Source organism: Shewanella woodyi ATCC 51908 (genome assembly GCF_000019525.1).
Classification (GTDB): Bacteria; Pseudomonadota; Gammaproteobacteria; order Enterobacterales; family Shewanellaceae; genus Shewanella; species Shewanella woodyi.
Genome location: NC_010506.1, coordinates 1 through 25,123, shown reverse-complemented (window position 1 = coordinate 25,123; position 25,123 = coordinate 1). Strand labels below are relative to the sequence as shown.

The 25,123-nt window shown below is 44.6% G+C and carries 19 protein-coding genes; 12 read left to right on the top strand and 7 right to left on the bottom strand.

Annotated features, from left to right (window positions below):
- The first annotated feature begins 26 nt into the window (after positions 1 to 26).
- The 5 genes from SWOO_RS00095 to SWOO_RS00075 all read left to right on the top strand — a co-directional run bounded on the left by SWOO_RS00095 (position 27) and on the right by SWOO_RS00075 (position 5,414).
- Positions 27 to 509: a GNAT family N-acetyltransferase gene (locus SWOO_RS00095; protein WP_012322669.1), complete on the top strand. Its 483-nt coding sequence runs from the start codon at positions 27 to 29 to the stop codon at positions 507 to 509.
- A gap of 13 nt (positions 510 to 522) precedes the next feature.
- On the top strand, positions 523 to 990 hold the full coding sequence (gene ybaK / locus SWOO_RS00090) for a Cys-tRNA(Pro) deacylase (RefSeq protein WP_012322668.1): 468 nt from the start codon (positions 523 to 525) through the stop codon (positions 988 to 990).
- Positions 991 to 1,130: 140 nt separating this feature from the next.
- The gene (gene tusA / locus SWOO_RS00085) at positions 1,131 to 1,376 is read left to right on the top strand and encodes a sulfurtransferase TusA (RefSeq protein WP_012322667.1); all 246 of its coding nucleotides are present in this window, start codon (positions 1,131 to 1,133) and stop codon (positions 1,374 to 1,376) included.
- Positions 1,377 to 1,425: 49 nt separating this feature from the next.
- A complete protein-coding gene (locus SWOO_RS00080) occupies positions 1,426 to 1,893 on the top strand; it encodes an MOSC domain-containing protein (protein WP_012322666.1) in 468 nt (155 codons plus the stop codon).
- Positions 1,894 to 2,204: 311 nt separating this feature from the next.
- A complete protein-coding gene (locus SWOO_RS00075) occupies positions 2,205 to 5,414 on the top strand; it encodes an amidohydrolase family protein (RefSeq protein ID WP_012322665.1) in 3,210 nt (1,069 codons plus the stop codon).
- A gap of 401 nt (positions 5,415 to 5,815) precedes the next feature.
- Here the strand turns inward: SWOO_RS00075 and SWOO_RS00070 are convergent, their stop codons facing one another.
- Positions 5,816 to 6,400 (bottom strand): DNA-3-methyladenine glycosylase I, encoded by a 585-nt coding sequence (locus SWOO_RS00070; RefSeq protein WP_012322664.1) that lies wholly within the window; start codon positions 6,398 to 6,400, stop codon positions 5,816 to 5,818.
- A gap of 164 nt (positions 6,401 to 6,564) precedes the next feature.
- On the opposite strand from SWOO_RS00070, the gene glyQ reads away from it, so the two are divergent.
- Together glyQ and glyS are read left to right on the top strand one after the other, a co-directional pair.
- On the top strand, positions 6,565 to 7,470 hold the full coding sequence (glyQ, locus tag SWOO_RS00065; protein ID WP_041417424.1) for a glycine--tRNA ligase subunit alpha: 906 nt from the start codon (positions 6,565 to 6,567) through the stop codon (positions 7,468 to 7,470).
- Between the two features lie 11 nt (positions 7,471 to 7,481).
- Positions 7,482 to 9,551 carry a glycine--tRNA ligase subunit beta gene (glyS, locus tag SWOO_RS00060; protein WP_012322662.1) on the top strand — a complete coding sequence of 690 codons (2,070 nt, stop codon included), beginning with the start codon at positions 7,482 to 7,484 and terminating at the stop codon, positions 9,549 to 9,551.
- 35 nt (positions 9,552 to 9,586) lie between these two features.
- Here the strand turns inward: glyS and SWOO_RS00055 are convergent, their stop codons facing one another.
- A complete protein-coding gene (locus SWOO_RS00055) occupies positions 9,587 to 10,648 on the bottom strand; it encodes an HDOD domain-containing protein (RefSeq protein WP_041417421.1) in 1,062 nt (353 codons plus the stop codon).
- A gap of 147 nt (positions 10,649 to 10,795) precedes the next feature.
- Between SWOO_RS00055 and pxpB the strand changes: the two genes are divergently transcribed.
- Genes pxpB through pxpA form a run of 3 tightly spaced genes read left to right on the top strand, consistent with a single transcriptional unit; the run spans position 10,796 to position 13,180 of the window.
- Positions 10,796 to 11,476 carry a 5-oxoprolinase subunit PxpB gene (pxpB, locus tag SWOO_RS00050; RefSeq protein WP_012322660.1) on the top strand — a complete coding sequence of 227 codons (681 nt, stop codon included), beginning with the start codon at positions 10,796 to 10,798 and terminating at the stop codon, positions 11,474 to 11,476.
- Positions 11,473 to 12,414 (top strand): 5-oxoprolinase subunit C family protein, encoded by a 942-nt coding sequence (locus SWOO_RS00045; RefSeq protein ID WP_012322659.1) that lies wholly within the window; start codon positions 11,473 to 11,475, stop codon positions 12,412 to 12,414. Before pxpB ends, SWOO_RS00045 begins: the two co-directional genes overlap by 4 nt.
- Positions 12,415 to 12,439: 25 nt before the next feature.
- The gene (pxpA, locus tag SWOO_RS00040; RefSeq protein ID WP_012322658.1) at positions 12,440 to 13,180 is read left to right on the top strand and encodes a 5-oxoprolinase subunit PxpA; all 741 of its coding nucleotides are present in this window, start codon (positions 12,440 to 12,442) and stop codon (positions 13,178 to 13,180) included.
- A 30-nt stretch (positions 13,181 to 13,210) separates the two neighbouring features.
- Here the strand turns inward: pxpA and SWOO_RS00035 are convergent, their stop codons facing one another.
- A complete protein-coding gene (locus tag SWOO_RS00035; protein WP_012322657.1) occupies positions 13,211 to 15,946 on the bottom strand; it encodes a choice-of-anchor B family protein in 2,736 nt (911 codons plus the stop codon).
- A gap of 196 nt (positions 15,947 to 16,142) precedes the next feature.
- Between SWOO_RS00035 and SWOO_RS25345 the strand changes: the two genes are divergently transcribed.
- On the top strand, positions 16,143 to 16,847 hold the full coding sequence (locus SWOO_RS25345) for an MbnP family copper-binding protein (protein WP_181950441.1): 705 nt from the start codon (positions 16,143 to 16,145) through the stop codon (positions 16,845 to 16,847).
- Entirely contained in the window at positions 16,844 to 18,031 is a 1,188-nt protein-coding gene (locus SWOO_RS00025; protein ID WP_012322655.1) for an MbnH family di-heme enzyme, read from the top strand. Before SWOO_RS25345 ends, SWOO_RS00025 begins: the two co-directional genes overlap by 4 nt.
- 449 nt (positions 18,032 to 18,480) lie before the next feature.
- Here SWOO_RS00025 and gyrB read toward each other — a convergent pair whose 3' ends face one another.
- The 4 genes from gyrB to dnaA all read right to left on the bottom strand — a co-directional run bounded on the left by gyrB (position 18,481) and on the right by dnaA (position 24,727).
- Positions 18,481 to 20,898 carry a DNA topoisomerase (ATP-hydrolyzing) subunit B gene (gene gyrB / locus SWOO_RS00020; RefSeq protein ID WP_012322654.1) on the bottom strand — a complete coding sequence of 806 codons (2,418 nt, stop codon included), beginning with the start codon at positions 20,896 to 20,898 and terminating at the stop codon, positions 18,481 to 18,483.
- Position 20,899: 1 nt separating this feature from the next.
- A complete protein-coding gene (recF, locus tag SWOO_RS00015) occupies positions 20,900 to 21,997 on the bottom strand; it encodes a DNA replication/repair protein RecF (RefSeq protein WP_012322653.1) in 1,098 nt (365 codons plus the stop codon).
- Positions 21,998 to 22,218: 221 nt separating this feature from the next.
- Positions 22,219 to 23,319 carry a DNA polymerase III subunit beta gene (gene dnaN / locus SWOO_RS00010; RefSeq protein WP_012322652.1) on the bottom strand — a complete coding sequence of 367 codons (1,101 nt, stop codon included), beginning with the start codon at positions 23,317 to 23,319 and terminating at the stop codon, positions 22,219 to 22,221.
- 19 nt (positions 23,320 to 23,338) lie between these two features.
- A complete protein-coding gene (gene dnaA, locus SWOO_RS00005) occupies positions 23,339 to 24,727 on the bottom strand; it encodes a chromosomal replication initiator protein DnaA (protein ID WP_012322651.1) in 1,389 nt (462 codons plus the stop codon).
- Positions 24,728 to 25,123 lie beyond the last annotated feature (396 nt).

The following is a 25,123-nucleotide window of genomic DNA, read 5'->3' as shown; positions in this document are numbered from 1 at the left end:
AAACATACGATAACTAGGTAGATAATATGGAGATTAACTTACTTAAGGATAAGCCTGATCTTATTCCTAAAATCGCAAAATGGTATAGCGATGAGTGGGGCTATATCGATGATGGTTCTGGCAAGGAGAGTCGCTCCACAACTGCTCTTGAGATCAAACTCGCCGAGTATCTCAATTCCGACACTATTCCATTGATGCTAGTCGCAACTAAAAACCAATCTTTAATCGCCGCTGCTCAACTTAGATTTCAGGAAAATTCTCGCTACCCTAGCGACTCACATTGGTTAGGAGGCGTTTATGTGTGTGAGTCTCATCGTGGTAATGGTGCAGGCCAAGCTCTAATAGAAGCTATCGTTACCAAGGCTAAGCAGTTAAACGTCCAACAGCTTTACTTACAAACTGAAGACCTCTCAGGGGGACTCTATAAAAAGATGGGGTGGAAAGCTGTAGAGGAGGTAAAATACTGTGGCATCGATTTATTGATCATGCAGCGAGATCTAATCACCTAATGAGCATTGAGTTATGACACCAGCAATCAACAGCCTGAAACGTGCAAAACTAGCGTATCGTATCCTTGAATATCACCATGATGCCAATGCAGGCGCTTATGGGATTGAGGCTGCCGCTAAGTTAAATTTAGCCCCCTCATTGGTCTTTAAAACCTTAGTGGCCAAACTCGACAATGAAAAACTCGTTGTCGCCATCATTCCTGTAGCGGAGAAGCTCAATATGAAGCTCTTAGCCAAAGCTGCTGGAGTAAAGAAGGCTGCGATGGCATCCGCTCAGGAGGTGGAACGCTCAACGGGTTACGTGCTTGGTGGCGTCAGTCCATTAGGTCAAAAACGCCCTCTTGCCACTTTCATTGATATCAGTGCAGAATCACTTAAACAGATATATGTCAGTGGTGGTAAGCGTGGACTTGATATCGAGCTGACTCCTATGAGTTTGCAGCAGTTAACCAAGGCAAACTTTACCCCTCTTACGGTTTAGCATCTAAATGTTCCACGTGGAACATCTGCCACTTGTGAGGCATAACTTCACAAAATCACTTGCCTAACTTGGCATACTTTTAAGGCTAGCGTAATATTAGCCTCCCCTGTTAAAACGACCTTGGCAATTAGGCTACACACATGAGCAATCAATTTTCAGAAGCACAACATCAACTCGACGCACTTGGACTTAGATGCCCAGAACCGGTAATGATGGTTCGCAAATCAGTGCGTAAGATGGCTCAAGGTGAAACCTTACTTATCATTGCTGATGACCCTGCAACGACCCGTGATATTCCAAGCTTCTGCGAGTTTATGGATCATAAGTTGCTTGCCAGCCAAACAGAAACAACACCATATCAATACTTGATCCAAAAAGGCTTATAGGCGAACCTAAGCTTTCAGTTGTTTAAGAACATGAAAGCAAGGAGCCAAAATGCCAACACTAACTGCCATAGGATTTAAACCGGTAAGGCAAGGTCCAATGACGCTTGTCGAGACCGCTCAAGTTACCAAATCAGCTGGCGTGGAACAGGATTTTTTTGGCCGACCAGGAAAGCGACAGGTCACCGTAATGTCACAGGATCAATGGAACCTAGTCTGTCTTGAGCTTGATAAACCACTTCCATGGGTAACACGGCGCGCCAACCTACTTATCCAAGATTATAGTTTTTCATCTTCAGATAGAGGCAAGCTATTAAAGATTGGAAGCCTAGAGCTGCTTATCACAGGAGAAACCGATCCCTGCAAAAAGATGGAGATAGCACAAGCTGGCTTAGAGAAAGCCCTGACTCCAGATTGGCGAGGTGGTGTTACCTGCCGGGTACTCAATGATGCACAAATATCTCAAGGCGACCTTGTCACCATTTCAGAGGTTCCAGAGCAACTTTCATTTATCAGCTAATCTTAAATACATTAACAGTCATCAGTATCAGCCCCAAGTTATCCATCCTTTTTTGAGCCTAGTATTAGGCTCAACTCAACATTCATTAACAAAATTACTACACTGTTTTTGTTTTCCTACTCGGCTAAATATGCGATAAATAACGTCAAATATTTAACCTGCATACAGCATACAAAAACAGCCTTGTTACATATAACAAAGTAATGACAGGTCAGGTAAGTTAAAAATTTCATATTTCACGCACTCAAACGCAGCCGAAACCAAATAAAGAAAGCGCTGTTAAATGAATAATAATAAGGATCAGGGACCCAATGTTAAAACATAAATTAACGCCGCTATGCGCCGCGATAGCACTCAGCTTCAGCTCTCCCTCTTTTGCCGAAGAACCTAGTGATAAAAAAGAGGCCAAATGGCAGGTCAATGCACCAGCCAATGCACCATTAGAGAAAGTCGATATCAATGTAACCGAAGGCACTTGGATGAACGTCAGTGTCAGCCCTGACGGTAAAAATATCGTATTCGACATGCTAGGTGATATCTACCAGATGCCTATAGAGGGTGGCGAAGCCAAAGTGCTCGCTGAAGGTATCGCTTGGCAGATGCAGCCAGTATATAGCCCAGACGGTAAATATATCGCTTTCACCTCAGATGAAGATGGTGGCGATAATATCTGGATAATGGAAGCAGATGGTAGCAAGCCTAGAGCGGTAACAGAGGAAACATTTAGGCTGCTCAATAGCCCAGCCTGGAGCCCTGACTCTCAATACCTAGTTGCCCGTAAACACTACACAGGTTCACGTAGCTTAGGCGCTGGTGAAGTTTGGATGTACCATGTTGCTGGTGGTGAAGGCGTCAAACTGACAGAGCGACCTAATGAACAGAAAGATCTAGGTGAACCCGCCTACTCTCCAGACGGCCGTTATATCTACTTCAGCCAAGATGCGACCCCAGGAAAAACCTTCCACTACTCAAAAGATTCGGTCAAAGGGATCTACAAGATAAAGCGTTATGATACTCAAACCGGTGATATTGAGGTATTAATCGAAGGAACTGGTGGTGCCATTCGCCCAACACCAAGTCCTGATGGTACTAAACTCGCCTATATCAAACGCGATGGATTTCAGTCATCTTTATACCTGCTAGATCTTAAGTCAGGTAAAATCGATAAGCTTTACGGTAAACTCGACAGAGATATGCAGGAGACTTGGGCTATTCATGGTGTCTACCCAAGCATGAGTTGGACCAGTGACAACGAAGAGATTGTCTTCTGGGCTGGCGGCAAGATCAATAAGCTAGATGTTGAATCAAAGTCAGTTAAGCAGATCCCCTTCTCGATTAAGACTAAACTCGATGTGCAACCTGCAGTGCGCTTCACTCAAAACTTAGATCAAGATAAGTTCGATGTGAAGATGCTACGAATGGCGCAGGTATCACCAGATGGTAAAAAAGTCGTCTATGAAGCATTGGGTAAACTTTGGGTCAAATCCCTCTCTAATGGCAAGCGAACACGACTAACTAAACTCGATTCCGAACTAAGAGAACTATTTCCTCAATGGTCACGTGACGGGAAAAGCATTGTCTTTTCAACATGGGATGATGAAGAGCAAGGTAGTATTCGTATCGTTAATGTCAGAAACAAGCGGGTTAAAACCTTAACCAAAGAGCCTGGCAAATATGTAGAGCCCACCTTCTCTCCTGACGGTTCATTCGTGGTTTATCGCAAGGCTAAAGGCGGTTATATCACTCCGAGAACTTGGTCTCAAGAAACCGGACTTTACCGCGTCGATATCAAAGGTAAAGAGAGTATTAAGATCACTCCTGACGGCTATCAACCGCAATTTGGTGCTGACTCAGATCGTGTCTACTTTATGGATCACGGTGAAACACCAGAACTTGCTTCCATCAACCTAAACGGTTTTCAAAAACGTGTTCACTATACCAGTAAGCATGCCACAGAGTTTCGTGTCTCTCCCGATGGAAAGCAATTAGCCTTCGCTGAGCGCTTTAAAGTTTTTGTCACCCCTTTTGCTAAGCATGGTGAGACCATCAATATCGGTCCTAAAGCCAATAACCTTCCAGTAACTCAACTCAGCGTTCGTGCTGGTGAGAGTATTAGCTGGAACAATGATAGTGACCAACTTTACTGGACTTTAGGCCCCGAACTTTACCAAGTGGCAGTCGACAACTCCTATGGAACGGATACCACTGCTTCTAATAGTAAAGCAGATAAAGCAACAGAGCCAAAAATTACCGATCTTGGATTTACCCAAAAAGCAGATGTTCCACGTGGAACAGTTGCATTTGTCGGTGGCAATATCATCACAATGGAAGATGATAAAGTAATAGAAAATGGCGTCGTAATAGTCAAAGATAACCATATTGTCAGCGTTGGTGATGCCAGTATAGAGATACCAAGTGATGCTCAGGTGATCGACATTAAAGGTAAGAGTTTGATGCCGGGTCTATTTGATGCTCACGCTCATGGCTCACAGGGCGAAAATGAGATTATCCCGCAGCAAAATTGGGAGCTCTACGCAAATCTTGCACTGGGTGTCACTACCATTCATGATCCATCCAATGACACAACCGAGATCTTTGCCGCATCTGAACAGCAGAAAGCAGGTAATATTGCTGGCCCTCGTATCTTCTCAACCGGTACCATTTTATATGGTGCAAATGCACCGGGTTATACCTCACACATAGACTCACTCGACGATGCTAAATTCCATCTAGAACGTCTTAAGAAAGTCGGTGCTTTCAGCGTTAAGAGCTACAACCAACCAAGACGTAACCAAAGACAACAAGTGATAGCAGCTGCCCGTGAACTTGAGATGATGGTGGTTCCAGAAGGCGGAAGCTTACTGCAACATAACCTGACGATGATTACTGACGGTCATACAGGTATCGAGCATTCACTTCCAGCTGGTGCCATCTACAATGACATTAAGCAGTTCTGGAGTCAGACTGAAGTGGGTTACACCCCTACTCTGGTAGTTGCTTACGGCGGTATCTCGGGTGAGAACTACTGGTATGATAAAACAGATGTTTGGTCTCATCCTCGTCTCTCTCAATATGTGCCAGGGGATCTACTACAAGCGCGTTCTATGCGTCGACCAACGGCACCAGATGAACATTACAACCATTTCAATGTGGCACGAGTTGCCAATGAGATGAACGATTTAGGCATTAAGCCAAATATCGGTGCCCATGGTCAGCGTGAAGGTCTGGCTGCTCATTGGGAGATGTGGATGTTTGCTCAAGGTGGAATGAGTAATCTCGAAGTGCTCAAAACTGCCACGATCAATCCTGCAAAACATTTTGCAATGGATCATCAAATTGGCTCGATCAAACAGGGGAAACTTGCTGACCTGATAGTTATTGACGGTAATCCGCTGGAAGATATTCGAGTCACAGACAGAGTCACCCACACTATGGTCAATGGCAAACTTTATAATGCCGAGACCATGGATCAATTAAATGGAGAGGAAGATAAGCGAAAGCCATTCTTTTTTGAACTTTAAGAGCGGTTTTGAATTTTAAAATCTGGCTAACTTTGGGCGCGAAATTATATTTCATAAAAATTATTTTTTAAGTGAAAAAGCTAAAAAATAATTGAAATCGCTTCGCGATGTAGATTTGTGAAAAGCCAAAGACTTCCAAATGTAAAAAGGAGTGTTCCACGTGGAACACTCCTTTTTATTTATAAGCTGATAAAGACAAAAGCAAAGAAAGTAGATCCTCAAACAAGTTCTGAATGACGGATAAAAAATTGTCCTTATAAGGTAACTTTTAATCTAATAGCATAATTTGATTAAAATGAGATCCTAATCTTTTCACCTTTTCCGTAAGTGAACTTGCGAGCGTTCCGTAATCCGTGAGCAAAGCATTCAGCCTATACCCTTCCTAGTACCTAGGATCTTTCTTAGCTTTTCCTCTTTTCGCTTAAATCATAATAAAAACAATCTGTTGTATGATCGTTCACCAGGCCCACAGCTTGCATAAAGGCATAACAGATAGTTGGTCCAACAAAATTAAAACCTAGTTTTTTCAGAGCTTTAGACATAGCTTCTGACTCAGGGGTTTGAGCAGGCACTTCTGACATAGAGTTAAACTTGTTAACTATGGGCTTCCCCCCGACAAAACTCCAAATAAACCTAGAGAAATCATCACCCTGGGTGTCAGAAAAATGAGTCATATAAGCACGAGCATTTTTGATGATCGAGTTAACCTTTAATCGGTTACGCACAATCCCTTTATTAAGCAGTAACTCCTCAACTTTGTCATCATCAAACTTAGCGATGATGGCAGGATCAAAATTAGCGAAAGCGGCTTCATAATTATGCTGCTTTTTAAGGATAGTGATCCAAGATAAACCTGCCTGTTGACCGTCGAGACAGAGCTTAGCAAACAGCTCTTGGCTATCAAAAACAGGCCTTCCCCACACCTCATCATGATAGGCTTGATATAGATCATCAGCCCCAACCCAGCTACAACGTTGCTTTTCCATGGTAATAAATTCCAAATTTTATTTGATGAGATAAAAAATAACCTACATATGCCTTTTTCTTCAAGGTATAATCGAAACCATTTTTTAAATTTCCAAACTAGCTCAGCATGCTGAAATAGCATAATTGAGAGGTTGGTTTCATCTTGACGGCGTAGATAGTAGACATGACGACGAAACATGACGTAAAGACATTCCAGGGCTTCATTATGACCCTGCAGGAATACTGGGCGCAGCAAGGTTGCGCTATCGTTCAACCTCTGGACATGGAGGTTGGTGCTGGTACATTCCACCCACAAACTTTCCTACGTTCATTAGGTCCTGAGCCAATGAGCAGTGCTTATGTACAGCCATGTCGACGCCCTACTGATGGTCGCTACGGTGAAAACCCAAATCGCCTTCAGCACTATTACCAGTATCAGGTCGTTCTAAAACCTTCACCAAGCAATATTCAAGAGCTCTACCTAGGCTCACTTGAAGCCCTTGGCGTCGATATGAACGTCCATGATGTCCGCTTCGTAGAAGATAACTGGGAGTCACCAACACTGGGCGCTTGGGGCCTAGGATGGGAAGTCTGGTTAAATGGCATGGAAGTGTCACAGTTCACCTATTTTCAACAGGTTGGCGGACTTGAATGTAGCCCAGTAACCGGTGAGATCACTTACGGTCTTGAGCGTCTGGCTATGTATATTCAGGAAGTAGACAGTGTTTACGACCTAGTGTGGACCGATGGCCCTATGGGCAAAGTAATGTATGGTGATATCTTCCACCAAAATGAAGTTGAGCAATCAACCTATAACTTCGAACATGCTAACGTCGATGTACTATTTAAGATGTTTGATGACTGTGAAGTCGCTTGTCAGCGTCTGTTGACCTTAGAGAAGCCACTTCCACTACCAGCCTATGAGCAGGTAATGAAAGCATCCCATGCATTTAACCTGCTAGATGCTCGCCACGCAATCTCAGTAACAGAGCGCCAACGTTATATTCTCCGCGTTCGTACTATGGCCAAAGGCGTAGCAGAATCCTATTATCAAGCCCGTGAAGCCCTTGGCTTCCCAATGTGTAAGTAGAGGTATATAGAATGAATTATGAAAACTTACTCATTGAAGTTGGTACCGAAGAGCTGCCTCCAAAAGCCCTGCGCAAACTGGCAGAATCTTTTGTTAGCAACTTTACCGATGAGCTTGAAAAAGCAGAACTAAGCTTCGAATCGGCCCAGTGGCACGCAGCCCCTCGCCGCCTAGCTTTTACTGTAAACCAATTAGTTCTAGCGCAAGCTGACAAGGTCGTTGAGAAGCGTGGGCCTGCGATTGCCCAAGCATTTGATGCCGATGGCAACCCAACTAAAGCCGCCATGGGCTGGGCTCGTGGTAACGGTATTAGCGTTGAACAAGCTGAGCGCCTAAAAACAGATAAAGGTGAATGGCTACTTCATCAAGCTAAAGTTGTTGGTGTAGAAACCAAAAGCCTTATCAATGACATGGCACAACGCGCCCTCGATAAATTGCCAATTCCTAAGCCTATGCGTTGGGGAACAAGCAAGACTCAATTTATCCGTCCTGTACACACAGTCACTATGTTACTAGGTAGTGAGCTCGTTGAAGGTGAGCTCCTTGGCGTTAAATCGGCTCGTGTTATTCGTGGTCACCGATTCATGGGTAAAAAGAGTTTTGAGTTAGATCATGCTGATAACTACCTGTCTGCACTCAAAGAGCAAGGCATGGTTCTTGCCGATTATGAAGCGCGTAAAGCGATCATAAAAACAGATGCAGAGGCTGCAGCCGCTAAGATTGGTGGTGTTGCAGATCTTGAAGATGATCTACTTGAGGAGGTTACCTCCCTAGTTGAGTGGCCGGTTGTGCTAACGGCAAACTTCGAAGAGAAGTTCCTCGATGTACCAGCAGAAGCCCTGGTTTACACCATGAAAGGCGATCAGAAGTACTTCCCAGTCTTCGATAAAGCTGGCCAATTACTACCTCACTTCATCTTCGTGACTAATATCGAATCGAAAGATCCTCAAGTGATCATATCTGGTAATGAGAAAGTGGTTCGTCCACGTCTTGCCGATGCAGAGTTCTTCTTCGAAACCGACAAGAAACAAACTCTTGAGTCTCGCCTTGCTAGCCTAGAAACGGTAGTTTTCCAAAAACAACTTGGCACAATCAAGCAGCGTGTTGAGCGTATCTCACAACTTGCGGGCTATATTGCGGCCTCAATAGATGCAGATAGCGATGAAGCCTCACGTGCAGGTCTACTCTCTAAGTCAGATCTGATGACGAACATGGTAATGGAGTTCACCGATCTTCAAGGCACTATGGGCATGCACTATGCGCGCCTTAACGGTGAAACTGAAGCCGTCGCTGTTGCCCTTGCTGAGCAGTATAAGCCTAAGTTCTCTGGCGATACTGTACCAACAGCGCCTATCTCAGTCTGTGTTGCACTGGCTGAAAAGCTAGATACCTTAGTCGGTATTTTCGGTATCGGACAAGCACCAAAAGGTGCAGCAGATCCATTTGCACTACGCCGTGCAGCAATTGGTGTATTGCGTATCTGTTTAGAGAATAATCTGCCACTAGATCTTGTTGATTTAATAGCTAAAGCACAAGAGCTACACGGTGATAATCTCACGAATGATAAAGCCGCAGAGCAGGTACTTGAGTTCTTTATGGGACGTTTCCGCGCTTGGTACCAAGATCAAGGTGTTAGCGTAGATGTGATTTTAGCAGTACTAGCTCGCCGTCCTACAGCCCCTGCTGATTTCGATAGCCGTATTAAAGCCGTTGCTCACTTCAGAAGCCTTGAACAGGCGTCTGCACTTGCAGCAGCGAATAAGCGTGTATCAAATATTCTGGCAAAAGTTGAAGGTGAACTAGCCACTGATATCAGCAGTGAGCTATTGGTGGAAAACGCTGAAAAGGCACTAGCTGAAAAGCTAAATGAGCTTCAACCTCAACTAGCACCTCTGTTTGCTGCAGCTAACTACCAGCAAGCGCTATCTTTGCTAGCCGATCTACGTGAAAGCGTCGATACCTTCTTCGAAGATGTGATGGTGATGGCAGATGATGAAGCCCTAAAGAACAATCGCTTAGCCTTGTTATCAAGCCTGCGCGAACAGTTCCTTCACGCTGCAGATATCTCACTGCTTCAGTAAATAAGATTAAGCCCCAGCTAGACTGGGGCTTTTTTTTAGAACATTTTCAACCTCTCATGGTAGGTATCGAACTGCTCACGGGTCAAACCTGCATCCATCAGCAACCTGCTTAGATCATCCTCATCCAGCTGATTAGCCTGAAGTAGCATTGAGCATTCGCTAATTAAGTTTGCTCGCCAAACAGCCAGTGCAAGCTCATCTGATGGCTTAGAGTGGCTACTGGCAAGCTGACTCAATGACGTTTCAAAGATAGCAGGAAGCTGCCAATGCTTTGCCAACAAAGCACTTAAGCTGAGCGACTTTGTGGTCATCACCTGTTTAAACAGTGAAGAGCTAGGCTGCTCACCGGGTTCAGCCAATTGAAATGCATCTAATAGCATCTTAAAGATCGCAATTTTCCCCACATCATGGAGCAGACCCAGCATAAATGCCGTGTCAGGGTCGCACTTGCCAAACTCTGCCGATAGATAGGAGACCTGCTGAGAGTGGCGCCATATCTGTAGACCAAAACGGCGATAATAGATCGGCTTAATCTCGACGATCTCTCCCATAAGAGATGTCGTAACCAGGCGCCTAATCTGCTCCCGGCCTAGCTGAACAAAAGCTTGTTGCAGGTTAGTCACCTCTTTATCTGAGCGTTTAAAAGCAGGAGAGTTACATAGCTTAAGTACTTCAATGCTCAATACAGGCTTAGTCTTAAACACCTCCAACAGAGTCTCAATATCAACACTGTCGTCTTTAAGCTTTTGGTCTAAAACGGCCAATTGACTGGGAAGCTTCAATACTTTCTCTGCAATGTCAGCAGGACTGGTAAGCGCATTCTCAACCTCTGAGATAACACTCTTCTCAAGATTATTAGCAATACCTGTCTCGGCCCCACTTTGAGAGGGAAACAACATGCCATAAAACAGGGCAGAAACATCAACCCGTCTCTCTAGTTTTAATGGCTCAGAAGAGGGAGCTTTACTCTTAAGCGGCTCTTTTTTCGGTGTAGAGGAAAGCGTTTGAAAACCGAGATCAGTAGAGAGCGCCTTAGGCATCTCTACCTGAGTTTTGTCTCTTACATTAAAGATTTTTTTAATGATTCTCTTAACCAATTTTTATGACCAATTATCGATTTAATAGTATTAAAGTATAGCAAAATATATTGGCTCTCGATGAGATTAAAAGATTTCTAGCTTGTTTTCCTAGTGACAAATACCGACACTATTAAAACACAATATGTAATATGAATAAGGTCAAGAATGAGCAATACCAGCCCTAAGGTATATCGCTTAGGGGAGAGGGCAATCGTACTCGACTGCAGCGAACTTTTCCCAGCACTCTCAAAGCTAACCATTCAGAGCAGGATCTGGGAATTGGCTCAAAAGTGCAGAGAGGACAACACTTTTACCGATCTTGTCCCTGGGATGAATAACCTGACCCTATTTATTAAAGATGCCAATCAACTGACAGACTGGATTGCGAGGCTGCCAGAGCTTTGGAGAGATACCACAGGCATAGAGCTTGATAACCCAAGCATAGAGATCCCTGTCGTTTACGGTGGAAAATATGGGCCAGATCTCGACGAAGTTGCCAGAGTCCACCAGCTGGACACGAATGAGGTGATCCGCATGCACACAGCCCCTGAATACACTGTGCTATTTCTTGGTTTCCAGCCGGGATTTCCCTACTTAGATGGCCTTAACAATCACTTATTCACCCCAAGACTTAACACACCAAGATTATCCATACCGGCAGGCTCTGTAGGTATTGGTGGCGAGCAAACGGGTATTTACCCCCAAGAGGCACCGGGTGGCTGGCAGCTCATCGGCCGCACCAACCTTCCCCTGTTCACACCTGACACCCCAAAGAATCCAACCCTTCTTGCTCCCGGATACAGGGTACGGTTTACACAAGTCAGCAGTTTAGAGTTTACCCAATGATAAACAAACTCCAGAAAGAGGTGTCGCTCTCAAGTGAGGATATTGAAGTACTCACCCCAGGGCTATTTAGCACAGTCCAAGGCATAGGTATAACAGGATATCGGCATCTAGGGATCCCCATTGGCGGTGCGCTGGATAGTCACGCACTGCTCCTAGGAAACCGACTATTAGGCAATCCAGATGATACTCAAGGAGTTGAACTGACCAGCGGAAAAGTGGAGCTTAAGTTTAACCGTGACAGCTGGTTTGTCGTCACCGGCGCTCAATATCAAATATTTATAGGTGAACGAAATATCTGGAATGGTTGGCGTAATAGAATCAAAGCTGGCGAAACCTTAACTCTCAAAGGTCCAAGTTCCAAAATGCGCGCTTACTTGACGATAGATGGCGGAATTATTCAGCACTCACCTCTTAACAAGCAAGGCTCTACCTCCCAAATGCTTGTGCGAGGAGACAGACTACAGCTCGGTAAGCCTCTTCCTATCGCCAAGCCTATCGGTGCAGTGCAAAGAGGTTACAGTGATGAGATCCGCGCTTTACCTGGGCCAGAGATGTCACTTTTTACAGCCGCATCCCGCAAAGCCTTCTGGCACAACAGATGGCAACTAACGAATGCCAGCAACCGCATGGGAGCTCGGCTTAATGGCGAAGCGCTATCTCTAAGTACAGCCAATGAGCTTAACTCTCATGCGGTGATGCCAGGCGTAGTTCAAGTACCGCCATCGGGTCAGCCCATCATTCTGCTTGCCGATGCACAAACTACAGGTGGATACCCTAAAATTGCTACTGTGATAGAGGCTGACTTATGGAAGCTGGCTCAAACTCGACCTGGACAAACCATTCGATTCGTTCATGTCAGCCCAAGCCAAGCCGATGATGCAAACTACGAGTGGCAGCAATACTTTTATCGCCTCCAAAGAGCCATCGATGGCTCGTAGAAAATATTAATAAGGTTATATGGTTATGGTGAGAGTAAACGTGAAGAGCTACCCTATCGACCTCAACGCCGATCTGGGTGAAGGAGGTCTCCATGATGAAGCCCTACTCCAAATAGTCACTTCCGCCAATATCGCTTGTGGTGGTCACACTGGCGATCAGCAAACCATGACTGTTGCCGTTAAAGCTGCAGTCGAAAATAACGTCAAGATTGGCGCCCACCCCAGTTATCCGGATCCCATTAATTTCGGACGCGCTCCCATGGATATCTCAAATCAGGCATTGCGTGAGTCTATATCAGAGCAGATCAGGGCATTAAAGAGTGTCTGTGAGCGACTGAACGCCGAAATGTTCCACGTGAAACCTCATGGTGCCTTTTACAATAAAGTCGCTAAGGATGAGGCTATGGGGCTTATTTTAATAGAGGTGATTAAACAGGTAGATCCTAGCCTTAAGTTGATGATCTTGGCGGGAAGTCCTTTAGTCAAGCAAGCTGAACTTGCAGGACTCACTGTGATTCAGGAGGCATTTGCCGATCGCGCCTATCTAAATGATGGCTCACTAGCCCCCCGTGACCGGGAAGGGGCTGTCATACACGATAGGCAGACCGCATTAACCCAAGTGAAACAGTTTATCGCTCAGCAACCAATCACCAGCTTAGATGGTCAACCTTTGACAGTTAAAGCCGATACCCTCTGTCTCCACGGTGATAATGAACACGCGCTAGAGTTTGCCAGATCCATTTACCAGATCATTCAAACCCAATAAAAAAGAGACCTTAAAGTCTCTTTTTTATTATTAATCGAATTTTGTCCTTCGGTAACCTGCAATTAAGAACAACATAAATAGTGCAAACCAGGTTATCGCGCCTCCACCGCCCGAGCCACTTGGCTCTGTTGGTGGGACAACGACAGCAGCTTTAACCTCAATAGTCACACTAGCCTGCGAACTCGCACCAAAAGAGTCCGTAGCAGTTACAGTAAAGCTTAGTGACGTACTCTGGCTTGGAGCGACAAACGAAATCTCAGCAAGGTTATTTGCCGACAGTGAAACGCTATCACCTCCAGACTGCTCCCATAAGTAAGTAATAGGGTCATTTTCAGCATCAGTTGCTGTCGCTAACAGTGTCACTGTTTCGCCAGCATTCACCTCACGGTTTTCACCCGCATTGACCGTTGGAGCCGTATTGGCTCTATCGTTATCAATTATGGTCACCGCTAACTCAGATTCACCGAGCTCACTCCCTGCAACACTTTTAAGTACAACTTGAAACGTTTCAGAGCCTTCAACTAAGTTATCTTCAATAGGCGTAATCGTAATTGTTTTAGCTTCATCATCTCCGTCAGCCCAAACTAATTGGCCACTGGTATCGGCGATATCGTCACCGACGACAGCGCTTCCACTCACTAAGCTGTAATCAAGCTTAACCTCACCAGCACTTCCCGTGAGCCTAACCACAGAGACATTAGTCGCGCTATCACCTTCGTTTAAGCTCTGAGTTGTCTCAGCAAATCCTAATACCCCAGGTTTAGCAGGGTTCTTCCCCACTCTTAATGTGTGATAGCTAGGTGCTACGAGGGTTAAGCCACCTTGCGGATCAAACAAACGAACAAAAACCAATAACTCCTTATTTTGACCGCTATCTATGGTATTAACCACAATGCTCTTACTAGCGTTATCGTCAGCCGCCCAGGTTAAACGTCCAACTAGCGGTTCAAAATCTCGATTGATAACACCCGAGCCGCCTAACGTTTCATACCCCACGCTAACAACTCCCGTTCCAGCAGGCCTATTAACAGTGACAGTCACACTTTCACCAGCAGCGAGAGTAGATTCTTTTGTAGAGAACGAGCTCGAACCATAGGTTGCACTCTGAGTATTATCTCTGAGCACATATAGACCACTTGTTATGTCGCTCGCTAAGATCAAACCAGAAGGTAGATAAGGATATACACCCCACACTCCATTAAATGCATTGCCATCAGATGCAGGAAAAGTATCGAAGTAACCCACATGTTGTGGATCAGTTGGGTCACTGATATCCAGAATTGTCACACCACGCTGATAGTTAGACATATAGTAACGGTTTCCACGTACATAACCGTTATGGTCAATCGCCTTAGTTGGTCCCGTCCAAACCTTAACTAGCGAAGGTGACTTAAGATTATCTAAGTTAAATACCCGTAATGTGGTATTTAAGCCTGCCCTTTGCTCATCCAGTTCATCATGAACAAAAACATAGCGCTTATCCTCACTCCACCAACCTGAATGTACATAGTGAACGTTATCGTAAGTTACATCGGCAAGCTGAGTAGATTGAGAATGATTAGAGATATTCCACAGACTCATGGAGTTTTCATTAAAATCCATGAGTACAGTACACAAAGCAGTTTGGCAACTCGATTGAGCCCGAGAATCACCAACCACCATGGAAGCCGCATCGTGGGTATAATTAGCTCGCGTTGCACCTGAATGGGAAAATAGCGTATTTAGCTTTTTGGGATCAGTTAACCCATAGGTTTTAAATGCCCCCCCTTGATTATCTTGACCCACAATGTGTAATGCTGGAGACAAACCATCCATTGCTGTATTGGTCGTATAGTCGACATGACTAATGTAGACGTTATGCGCCGAAGTGACGGCACGATCGGTCGCAACTTTCGAAATAGAGTTAGGTAGCTGACTCAAATCAATAATGTGAACCTGATCAGCATCCTCTTCTGATACGACATAAGCATGAGCCTTCCAACGCAGAGTGTCACTATCAAACCATTGATATACTTTGATATCTCGCCAACTTGTTCTAGTACCAGGGATAACTCCAACCTCTACCGGATTGGCAGGATCGGCCAAACTCACTACCGCGGTGCCGTTTCTCAACCCTATCAAGGCGTATTCTGTACCCGTATTAAGATCAACATGACCCCAAATATCATTAGCTGCGGCCGGTGAAGATGAAAAAGCACTCAAAGCCATATGGGAAACGAGATCGATATTCTCACAGCTAAAGTTACCGGATTTTCCCTGCTCACATGTTTGACTACTATGGCTTTGCTGCAGTGACTGATGAGCGCTGAGCATCTCATCTAATTCAATTCCATACTGACCAATACCATCATTGATCACTCTAAACCCTTTCAGTCTAAGCTCATCTGCAAACTCAGTCGGAACGCCGACAAGCAGAGTTTTATTGAGTTGTGGAGCTTGGGATTGATAGTGGTCAAAACGGTTATAGCCACCCATTACAGGCACTATTCCACTGGTGAGCAGAAAGATATCTTCAACATCTTTTAAGTGGTACTCACCATCAGCCACTAAAACACGATCGCCTTTATTTGCGTGTTTTACGGCATAAGCTATGGTCTTACAGGGGCGCAATACTTTGTCACATAGACCAGTATCTTCCCCCTGATTACTGACAAAGCGAGCTTTATCATGTTCCGAGTGTGCAATAGCAGAGTTACAAACTAAACAACTAGTAAATATAATCCATATAGCTGTAATTACTCGGTTTATCTGCAATCTAGTCGACATATCCACCTCTATTCCTATTATTTCAGTGAAATTTACGCTGAGATTTCGTATGCTCAGAAGCTAACATACAAACAACAAGAAAGTAACAATGCGAGTGGTGAGTAACAGTAGGGTTGGAAGTATATTTGAGCGTATAAAAAAGTTATCAATAGTCTTAATTGTAGTCATACTCTCTTGCGGGTGTAGCCCTAAACCTATGACACTGCCCATTAAACTTATGTGGGGGGAGCAGGAATTAAACTGCAATCAAGCTCTACCAGAGCTACCACAATGGCGGCTAGAAAATATTCAGTTCTACCTGAGTCAATTCAAAAATAACGGTAGACCAATCTACCTTGTACAAGATGGCCACCTCACACAACAGAAAAACCTAGCACTTCTAGGCAGTGATTGTCGCTCTGATGGCCAGTGGCAAATCGTATTTGAACACACGCTAGAACCAGGAGAGTTCAGTTTTAATCTAGGTGTTCCCTTTAAGCAGAACCATCAAGCTCCGCTCAAAAGCCAATCCCCGCTGAATCAAAGCGATATGTTTTGGACTTGGCAGATGGGACATAAATTTTTCAGACTTGATCTCACCAAACATGAATCAAAAAAGAGGGAAACAGAACCCCAAACAGGTTGGCAATTTCACTTAGGTTCAACAGGTTGTAAGTCTGCCAGTGTAATGAGAGCACCAACGAAGGAGTGCGATCACCCCAACAGACCAAAGTTCACTTTAACCTATCAAGGTGACAACAGCTTAGTGCTCGATCTCGCCCCCCTATTATCTGAAACTCTAAATAACCAAAAGATCACGCAAGACTCATGCATGTCAGACCCGCACACACTTATCTGCAGAGAGCTATTACCTAGAATAGGCATAAATAGCAGCTCTGAAATCTGGCGTTGGCAGTCATGAATAAATTGATATGGCTAGGACTATTAGTATTTTCTATTCCCCTGATCTATCTAGCCACAACATTAAGCCAACCAGAACCTAAGTCAGATTACCGATGGCCACTTGCACAGGGTTTTCCCAAACCACAAGTACCAGAAAGTAACCCCATGAGCCAAGCTAAAGTAGAGCTAGGACGCTACCTTTTTTACGATAAAGCCCTATCAGCTAATCAGACTCAAAGTTGCGCCAGTTGCCACATACAGTCATTGGCATTCTCTGAAGCTAAGCCAGTATCGGTTGGTAGCACGGGGGAGTTTCACCGACGTAACTCTCCAGGGTTAATTAATATCGCTTACAATAAAACCTTAACTTGGGCACACGATGGGTTAACCGATATAGAGCAGCAGCTACTACTGCCTATTTTTGGTGAAAACCCCATCGAGTTGGGTGCCATAGGGCATGAAGATGAGATACTTGCTCGATTACAACGCAGTCCCTACCCCGAATTATTCAAACAAGCGTTTCCAAACACAAAGTCAGAAGTTGATTTTGTTCAGGTGACTCAAGCTCTATCTAGTTTTGTTCGTAGCCTGCTATCTCTAAACTCCCCATTCGATCGTTATGCCTATCAAGGTCAGGATGAGGCTTTAAACACTCAAGAATTAGCTGGTATGGATCTATTCTTTTCCGAAAGACTAGAGTGTCACCACTGCCATGGAGGCTTTAACTTTACTCAATCCACCAGCCATGAAAAGCAACCTCTTGATAAACGCCCCTTCCACAATACTGGGCTTTACTATACTGAGCGCCCAAGTTTAGCTAGCACCAGCGGTACAATGACACAAAATTTAGGCTATCCAGAAAAAGACAGAGGACTTGCAGAGATCACGATAAACCCCATGGATGATGGTCGCTTTCGCGCGCCAAGCCTACGAAACATCGCATTAACCGCACCATATATGCATGATGGAAGCGTGGTAACACTCGAGGAGGTACTAGAGATCTATGCTGCTGGTGGGCGTAATATTACCGATGGAGACTACCAAGGTGATGGCAGACTTAACCCGTTAAAGAGCCCATTTATTAAAGGGTTTACTTTAACTGATAAAGAGAAAGAACAGCTACTGGCCTTTCTGCATAGCTTGACCGATGAAGAGTTTATCAACAATCCAGCCTTTAGTGATCCTTGGTTAGATACAAAGTAAATTGCACAGCGAGGTAGGAACACTTGCTGCCATGTGCAACGTCTATTTGTATACATCCCTGTATTTTTACATACAAAGAATGACATAAATGTTCTGACTGCCACGGATGGCGGAAATGCCAATTAATGTACGACTGAATGGACTCAGAAGGTAGAGTAACGCAGGACGCTGTTACCGAGGGAAGATTAATGGCCAGACATAAACCCCCTCTAACGCTGTGACCAACATGGATGTATGGAAATGTACTACATGGCCAGACATAAATCCCCTCCTAGTACATCCTGTACTTCGGGGATAAGTATATCCCTATACAACGTCTATTTGTATACATCCCTGTCAAATAGACATAAATGTTCCAGACATAAAAAAGCCCCAGATTTCTCTGAGGCTCTTCTTTAATCTAAATCTTTACCACGCAGTGGTCTCAATAGAGATGCGTAGCAGATCTATTAAACGTCCAAGTTAGCTACGTTCAGCGCGTTAGACTCAATAAAGTCACGACGCGGTTCAACGTGATCACCCATCAAACAGGTAAACAGTTGGTCAGCGGCAATCGCATCTTCGATAGTCACAACTAGCATACGGCGCGACTCAGGATCCATTGTAGTTTCCCACAACTGCTCAGGGTTCATCTCACCCAATCCCTTATAACGTTGGATATATAGACCACGTTTAGAGTCATTCATTAACCAGTTAAGCGCTTCAACGAAGGTTGTCACCTCCTTCATACGCTCACCACGTTTAACGTAACCACCCTCTTCAATCAAACCTTCAAGCGCATTGGCTAGCTTGGTCATCAACTCATAATCATGAGAGTTAAGGAAGTCATAAGTAAACAAGAAGTTAGTGTCGATACCATGCTTACGGATAGTCACCTTAGGTAGGTAAACCTTGCGCTCAGGATCGAGGAACGCTTCAGCACTGTAGTGAACGCCACCAGTGTCACGATCTTCAAGATCTGCCACATAGGTATCACACCACTGCTTAACTTTAGCCTCATCACTCAATAGCTCATGGCTTAGAGCTGGGTGATAAAGCATACGCTCAGTCAATAGTTTTGGATATCTCTGCTCAAGACGCTCAAAGATAGCTTCAACTTCACGGTACTGATAAACCAGTTTCTCTAACGGTGCACCAGACATAGCAGGCGCATCGGCAGATGGATGGATCTCACCACCATCAAGTGCCAAGTTAGTTAGGTACTCAGTTAATGCAGGATCATCTTTAAGATACTGCTCTTGCTTACCTTTCTTCACTTTATATAGCGGTGGCTGTGCAATATAAACGTAACCACGTTCAATTAGCTCAGGCATTTGACGGAAGAAGAAGGTCAGTAACAGAGTACGAATGTGCGATCCATCGACGTCCGCATCGGTCATGATAACGATGTTGTGGTAACGGGTCTTATCAGGATCGTATTCATCACGGCCAATACCACAACCTAGGGCGGTAATAAGCGTGACCACTTCCTGAGATGAAAGCATCTTATCGAAACGGGCTTTCTCAACGTTTAAGATCTTACCTTTAAGTGGCAAAATCGCTTGGTTCTTACGGTTACGCCCCTGCTTGGCGCTACCGCCAGCAGAGTCCCCTTCCACTATGTATATTTCAGAAAGAGCAGGGTCTTTCTCTTGGCAATCTGCAAGCTTACCTGGCAGGCCACCTAAATCTAATGCGCCTTTACGACGAGTCATTTCACGTGCTTTACGCGCCGCTTCACGGGCACGGGCTGCATCGATAATCTTACCGACAATCAGCTTAGCTTCGTTTGGATGCTCCATTAGGTAATCACCTAACTGCTCACCCATAGTCTGTTCAACGGCAGACTTAACTTCGCTCGATACCAACTTATCTTTGGTCTGTGAGCTGAACTTAGGATCCGGAACCTTAACAGAGATAACAGCGGTCAAACCTTCACGGGCATCATCGCCAGTCGCGCCAGTTTTACCTTTCTTGTTATAACCTTCGCGCTCCATGTAGGAGTTAAGGTTACGCGTTAACGCGCCACGGAAACCAGCAAGGTGAGTACCACCATCACGTTGAGGAATGTTGTTGGTGAAACAGAAGATATTCTCCTGGAAACCATCGTTCCACTGCATAGCAACTTCAACGGTAATGCCGTCTTCACGCTCTTGGATAAAGTGGAATACATCTTTGTTAACTGGAGTCTTGTTCACATTCAAGTAATCAACGAAAGCGCTGATACCGCCCTCGTACTTGAAAAACTCATCCTTGTTATCACGCTCATCAACTAAGCGGATACCAACACCTGAGTTTAGAAAAGAGAGTTCACGAACTCGCTTGGCCAGAATATCGAAGTGGAACAGGGTATCGGAGAAAGTTTCACTGCTTGGCCAGAAACGGATCTCAGTACCTGTGTTTGTTGCATCACCAATCGCTTTGATCGGCTCAACAGGCTCACCCATGTTATAGAACTGCTCATAAAGCTTACCATCACGACGAATAGTAAGTTGAAGTTTGCTAGATAGGGCGTTTACAACCGAAACACCAACACCGTGAAGACCACCAGAAACCTTGTAAGAGTTATCATCGAACTTACCACCAGCATGCAGTACCGTCATGATCACTTCTGCGGCAGAAACCCCCTCTTCAGGGTGAATAGCTACCGGGATACCACGTCCATCATCTTTTACAGATACTGAACCATCAGCATGGATAGTGATGATAACGTCGTTACAATGGCCCGCTAAAGCTTCATCGATAGAGTTATCGACCACTTCGAATACCATGTGGTGCAGACCAGTACCATCGTCGGTATCACCGATATACATCCCTGGTCTCTTACGTACCGCATCAAGGCCTTTTAGAACCTTGATACTCGAAGAATCGTAACTATTCTCTGACATATTATTCTCTCGTCGGTTTATCTATTACCGTTACACACCCCTGTTCCACATGGAACATCTTACTTGGTGGTGTGGTTAACGAATCGACTATCGCTGCAGGATCGATAGCGGTGACAAAAATCTGTGCGCCGGTATCCATCAATTGCTGCAACAATAGTTGCCTGTGCTTCGCATCCAATTCCGATGGAAGATCATCCACCAGATAAATACTATTTTTATCTGTTTGTTGTTTTAGCAACTTTCCCTGTGCAATACGTAATGCACAGACTAACAATTTCAATTGACCCCTAGACAAGGCATCTTGTACGGGCAAGGTGCCAACACGCAATCGTAAGTCGGCTTTATGGGGACCACTACCTGTATTTCCCGCCGCAACATCTCTCAGATATTGCGTCTCGAGCAGTTGTCCAAAATCCGTTTTACTGTCCCAACCACGTGTAAATGAAACTTTCACTTCAACCTGAGGTAAAAACTCTACGATTATACCCTTAAGTTGTTCATTTAACGAGTCTACATATTCTTTTCGTATCAGGGTTACCAGCTCAGAATAACGCACCAACTCCTTATCCCAAAATTGAATCTGGCTATAGGAAACTTGATTTTTAAGTAGCTGATTTCTTTGCTTTAAAATTCGCTTCACATTGGCCCATGCCGAGTGAAAACTTTTATCACTATGAAACGCTCCCCAATCGATAAACTGACGTCTCGATTTCGGCCCCTCAAACAGCAAAGAAAAACTCTCTGGCGTGATCACCTGAATGGGTAAAGTCTCGGCTAAGGTCGATAAACGCTTTATCTTATCGCCATTGATCTTAACCTCGGTTTCGCCACTTCTAAAACGGCGCAAACCGATTTTACTCTCCTGCTCACCCAAACTCAGATTGGCAAACAGGGTTAATTTGTCATCTTGGTGCTGGATGACCCTTTGAGATAGATGACTCCGAAAGGAGCGCCCCATTCCCAGAAAGTAGATCGCCTCAAGCACACTCGTTTTACCACTGCCATTTTGCCCATAAATCAGATTTAAACCGTCACTGGGATGCAGTTGAGCAGAACTAATATTTCGAAAGGTTTCGATATGAAGACGTGTCAGGCTCATTTAGTACTCAATTAACACCCAAATGCTTGGCTTAGGCAACAAAGAAAGTCTGTTGATAAAACGCAAAATAGCCAAGAAGATTAGCATATCCGTAAGCGACATCAAAGCCTCTAAAAATCATCAAATTAGGCCCAAATTTAACCTGGGGAGTAGAAACAAAAAAAGACTGAATAATCAGTCTTTTAATAGAAGCACTTTCAGTATTGCTTTGCAGTAAAGCTCTACAGACGCATCGGCATCACAACATACATAGAGTCCTCTTCGATGTGATTCTCAATCAAGGCACTAGAGTTGCCATCAATTAAGGTGATACGCACATCATCCGAGGGTAGGTTATTGAGCACATCAAGCAGGTAACTCACATTAAAGCCAATCTCAAGCGGTGTATTCTCATACTCCACATCTAAGATCTCCTCCGCCTCCTCCTGTTCAGGGTTATTGGCAGTGATCTTAATTAAGTTCTCTTCAAGCTGAACACGCACACCACGGAACTTCTCATTCGACAGAATCGAGGCACGAAGTAGTGCTTGTTTTAGATGATTACGGCTCGCAATCACGACCTTATCGCCGCCCTTAGGCAGAACTCGACGATAATCAGGGAAACGGCCATCAACCAGCTTACTGGTAAACACAGCGCTTGCTGTCGTCGCTCTAATTGCGTTGTCACCAATCGCAATAGTGATATCCAACTCTTCACCTTCAAAAAGACGCTGAAGCTCAACAACACCTTTACGAGGAACGATAACCTGCTTTTCAGGCAAGGTATCTTGTATCTGTCTGTGACTTAACGCCAAGCGGTGACCGTCGGTCGCAATGGCACGCAGCACATTGCCCTCAGTCTCAAGCAACAAGCCATTAAGGTAATAGCGAACATCTTGGTTAGCCATAGAGAATTGAGTGGCATCGATCAGCGACTTCAATGTGCCCTGATTAATTGTAAACTCAATCTCAGCCTGGAATGCCTCAACATTGGGATACTCTTCCGCCGGAAGCGTGGCTAAGGTAAAGCGACTACGACCAGAGCGGAGTAACAGGCGATTTTCCTGTTGCTCAATTTTAAGCTCAACTTGATCGGGTAATGATTTAACAATATCGAGGAATTTCTTCGCCGGAATCGTGGTGCGTCCCTCTTGGACCTCGCCTTCGAGCTGAACCTGGCCAACCAATTCAACTTCTAAATCGGTTCCGGTCATCTTAAGTGAGTGACCACTCACTTCTACTAAAAGGTTTGCCAGGATGGGTAAGTTATGTCGTCTCTCCACCGCGCCTGTAACGAGTTGCAACGGCTTTAATAGGGCGTCCCTATCAATTGAAAATTTCATCAGTTCCAATTTCCCAGATTTATGAAGATAACGTACGGATCAAGTTAGCATAATCTTCTTTCGTGTCATGACTTTCTTCACGTAACTGTGCAATTTTACGACAGGCATGCAAAACAGTTGTATGGTCACGACCACCAAAAGCATCACCAATCTCTGGCAAGCTATGGTTCGTTAGCTCTTTAGACAGTGCCATCGCCACTTGACGTGGACGAGCAACACTGCGCGAACGACGCTTAGATAGCATATCTGCCATCTTGATCTTGTAGTATTCAGCTACGGTTTTCTGAATATTATCTATAGTGACCAATTTTTCCTGCAGAGCCAAGAGATCTCTAAGGGCTTCTCGCACAAAATCAATAGTAATTGGTCGACCTGTGAAGTTAGCATTCGCAATAACACGATTCAATGCGCCTTCGAGCTCACGAACGTTCGATCGTAAACGCTTAGCAATAAAAAATGCCACTTCATCTGGGAGGTTAATGCCACTCTCTTGTGCCTTACGCATCAAGATCGCCACACGTGTTTCTAATTCTGGTGGTTCAATTGCAACCGTTAGGCCCCAACCGAAACGCGACTTAAGTCTATCTTCAACACCATCGATCTCTTTTGGATAACGATCTGAGGTCAAGATGATCTGATGATTTCCCTCTAATAGTGCATTAAAGGTATGGAAAAACTCTTCCTGAGATCTATCTTTATTAGCAAAGAATTGAATATCATCGATAAACAGTGCATCGACACTACGGTAGTAACGCTTGAACTCTTCGATGGCATTATTTTGCAATGCCTTAACCATATCCTGCACAAAACGCTCAGAATGCATATATACCACTTTTGCATTCGGCTTATTCTTAATGATGCCATTACCCACAGCGTGTAATAAGTGAGTCTTACCTAAACCGGTTCCGCCATAAAGGAAGAGTGGGTTATAAGCACCACCTGGATTTTCAGCTACTTGTAGAGCGGCCGCCTTACCAAGTTGGTTAGACTTACCCTCAACGAAGTTCTCAAACTGATAGGTAGGATTGATATTACTTCTGTGATTAGCCGTCGCTGCAGGCTCAGGAGCGTTAACATTAAACGAAGTCTGACTTTTTTGTGGGCTCGACTCTAGCTTAGGCTTAACCACCGCAGCGGTCGCCTGAATAGGTTTAGGCGCAGAGGGTCTGCTACCAATATCAAAGCGTAGCTTAGGTGCATCGCTTCCCATCTGTTCGGTAAAGAACTGATTGATGATATTGATGTACTTATCTCTAACCCAGTCGAGTACAAAGCGATTTGGCGCATAAAGAACAAGTGTGTCCCCATCCATCTCTGCTTGCAAAGGTCTGATCCACATACTGAACTGCTGAGCCGATAGCTCATCTTGTAGTCGCCCGATGCATTGCTGCCAAAGTGAAACCGCCACGTACTTATCCCCAAAAGATCACTCAAAGAAAGGTATTCTATAGTGAGATCACAATGATCGCTATCCTTATAATAACTTTATCCCCAGATAGATCGTCTTTTTGTGTAAATACCGATCCAAAAGGATCCCTCGGGATCCTCCTATTTTAAAAAAGCGTTAAATCCAGCTTTATTAAGCGATCCAGATCGATCTATAATTGGCGGCCTTAGATCAGCTTTATGATCACTGGATCCACAAGATGTAGTGTCCATGCACAGAGTTATCCACACTCAGTGGTAGCTTTGGATAACTGACTAAGGAATAATTTGCCGATATTTTTAACGCTTGATGCTTTTGCTTGTTGACGAGCAAACTTAAAGTGATTACAATTCGGCCTCTTTTTTGCCCTTACCTTAA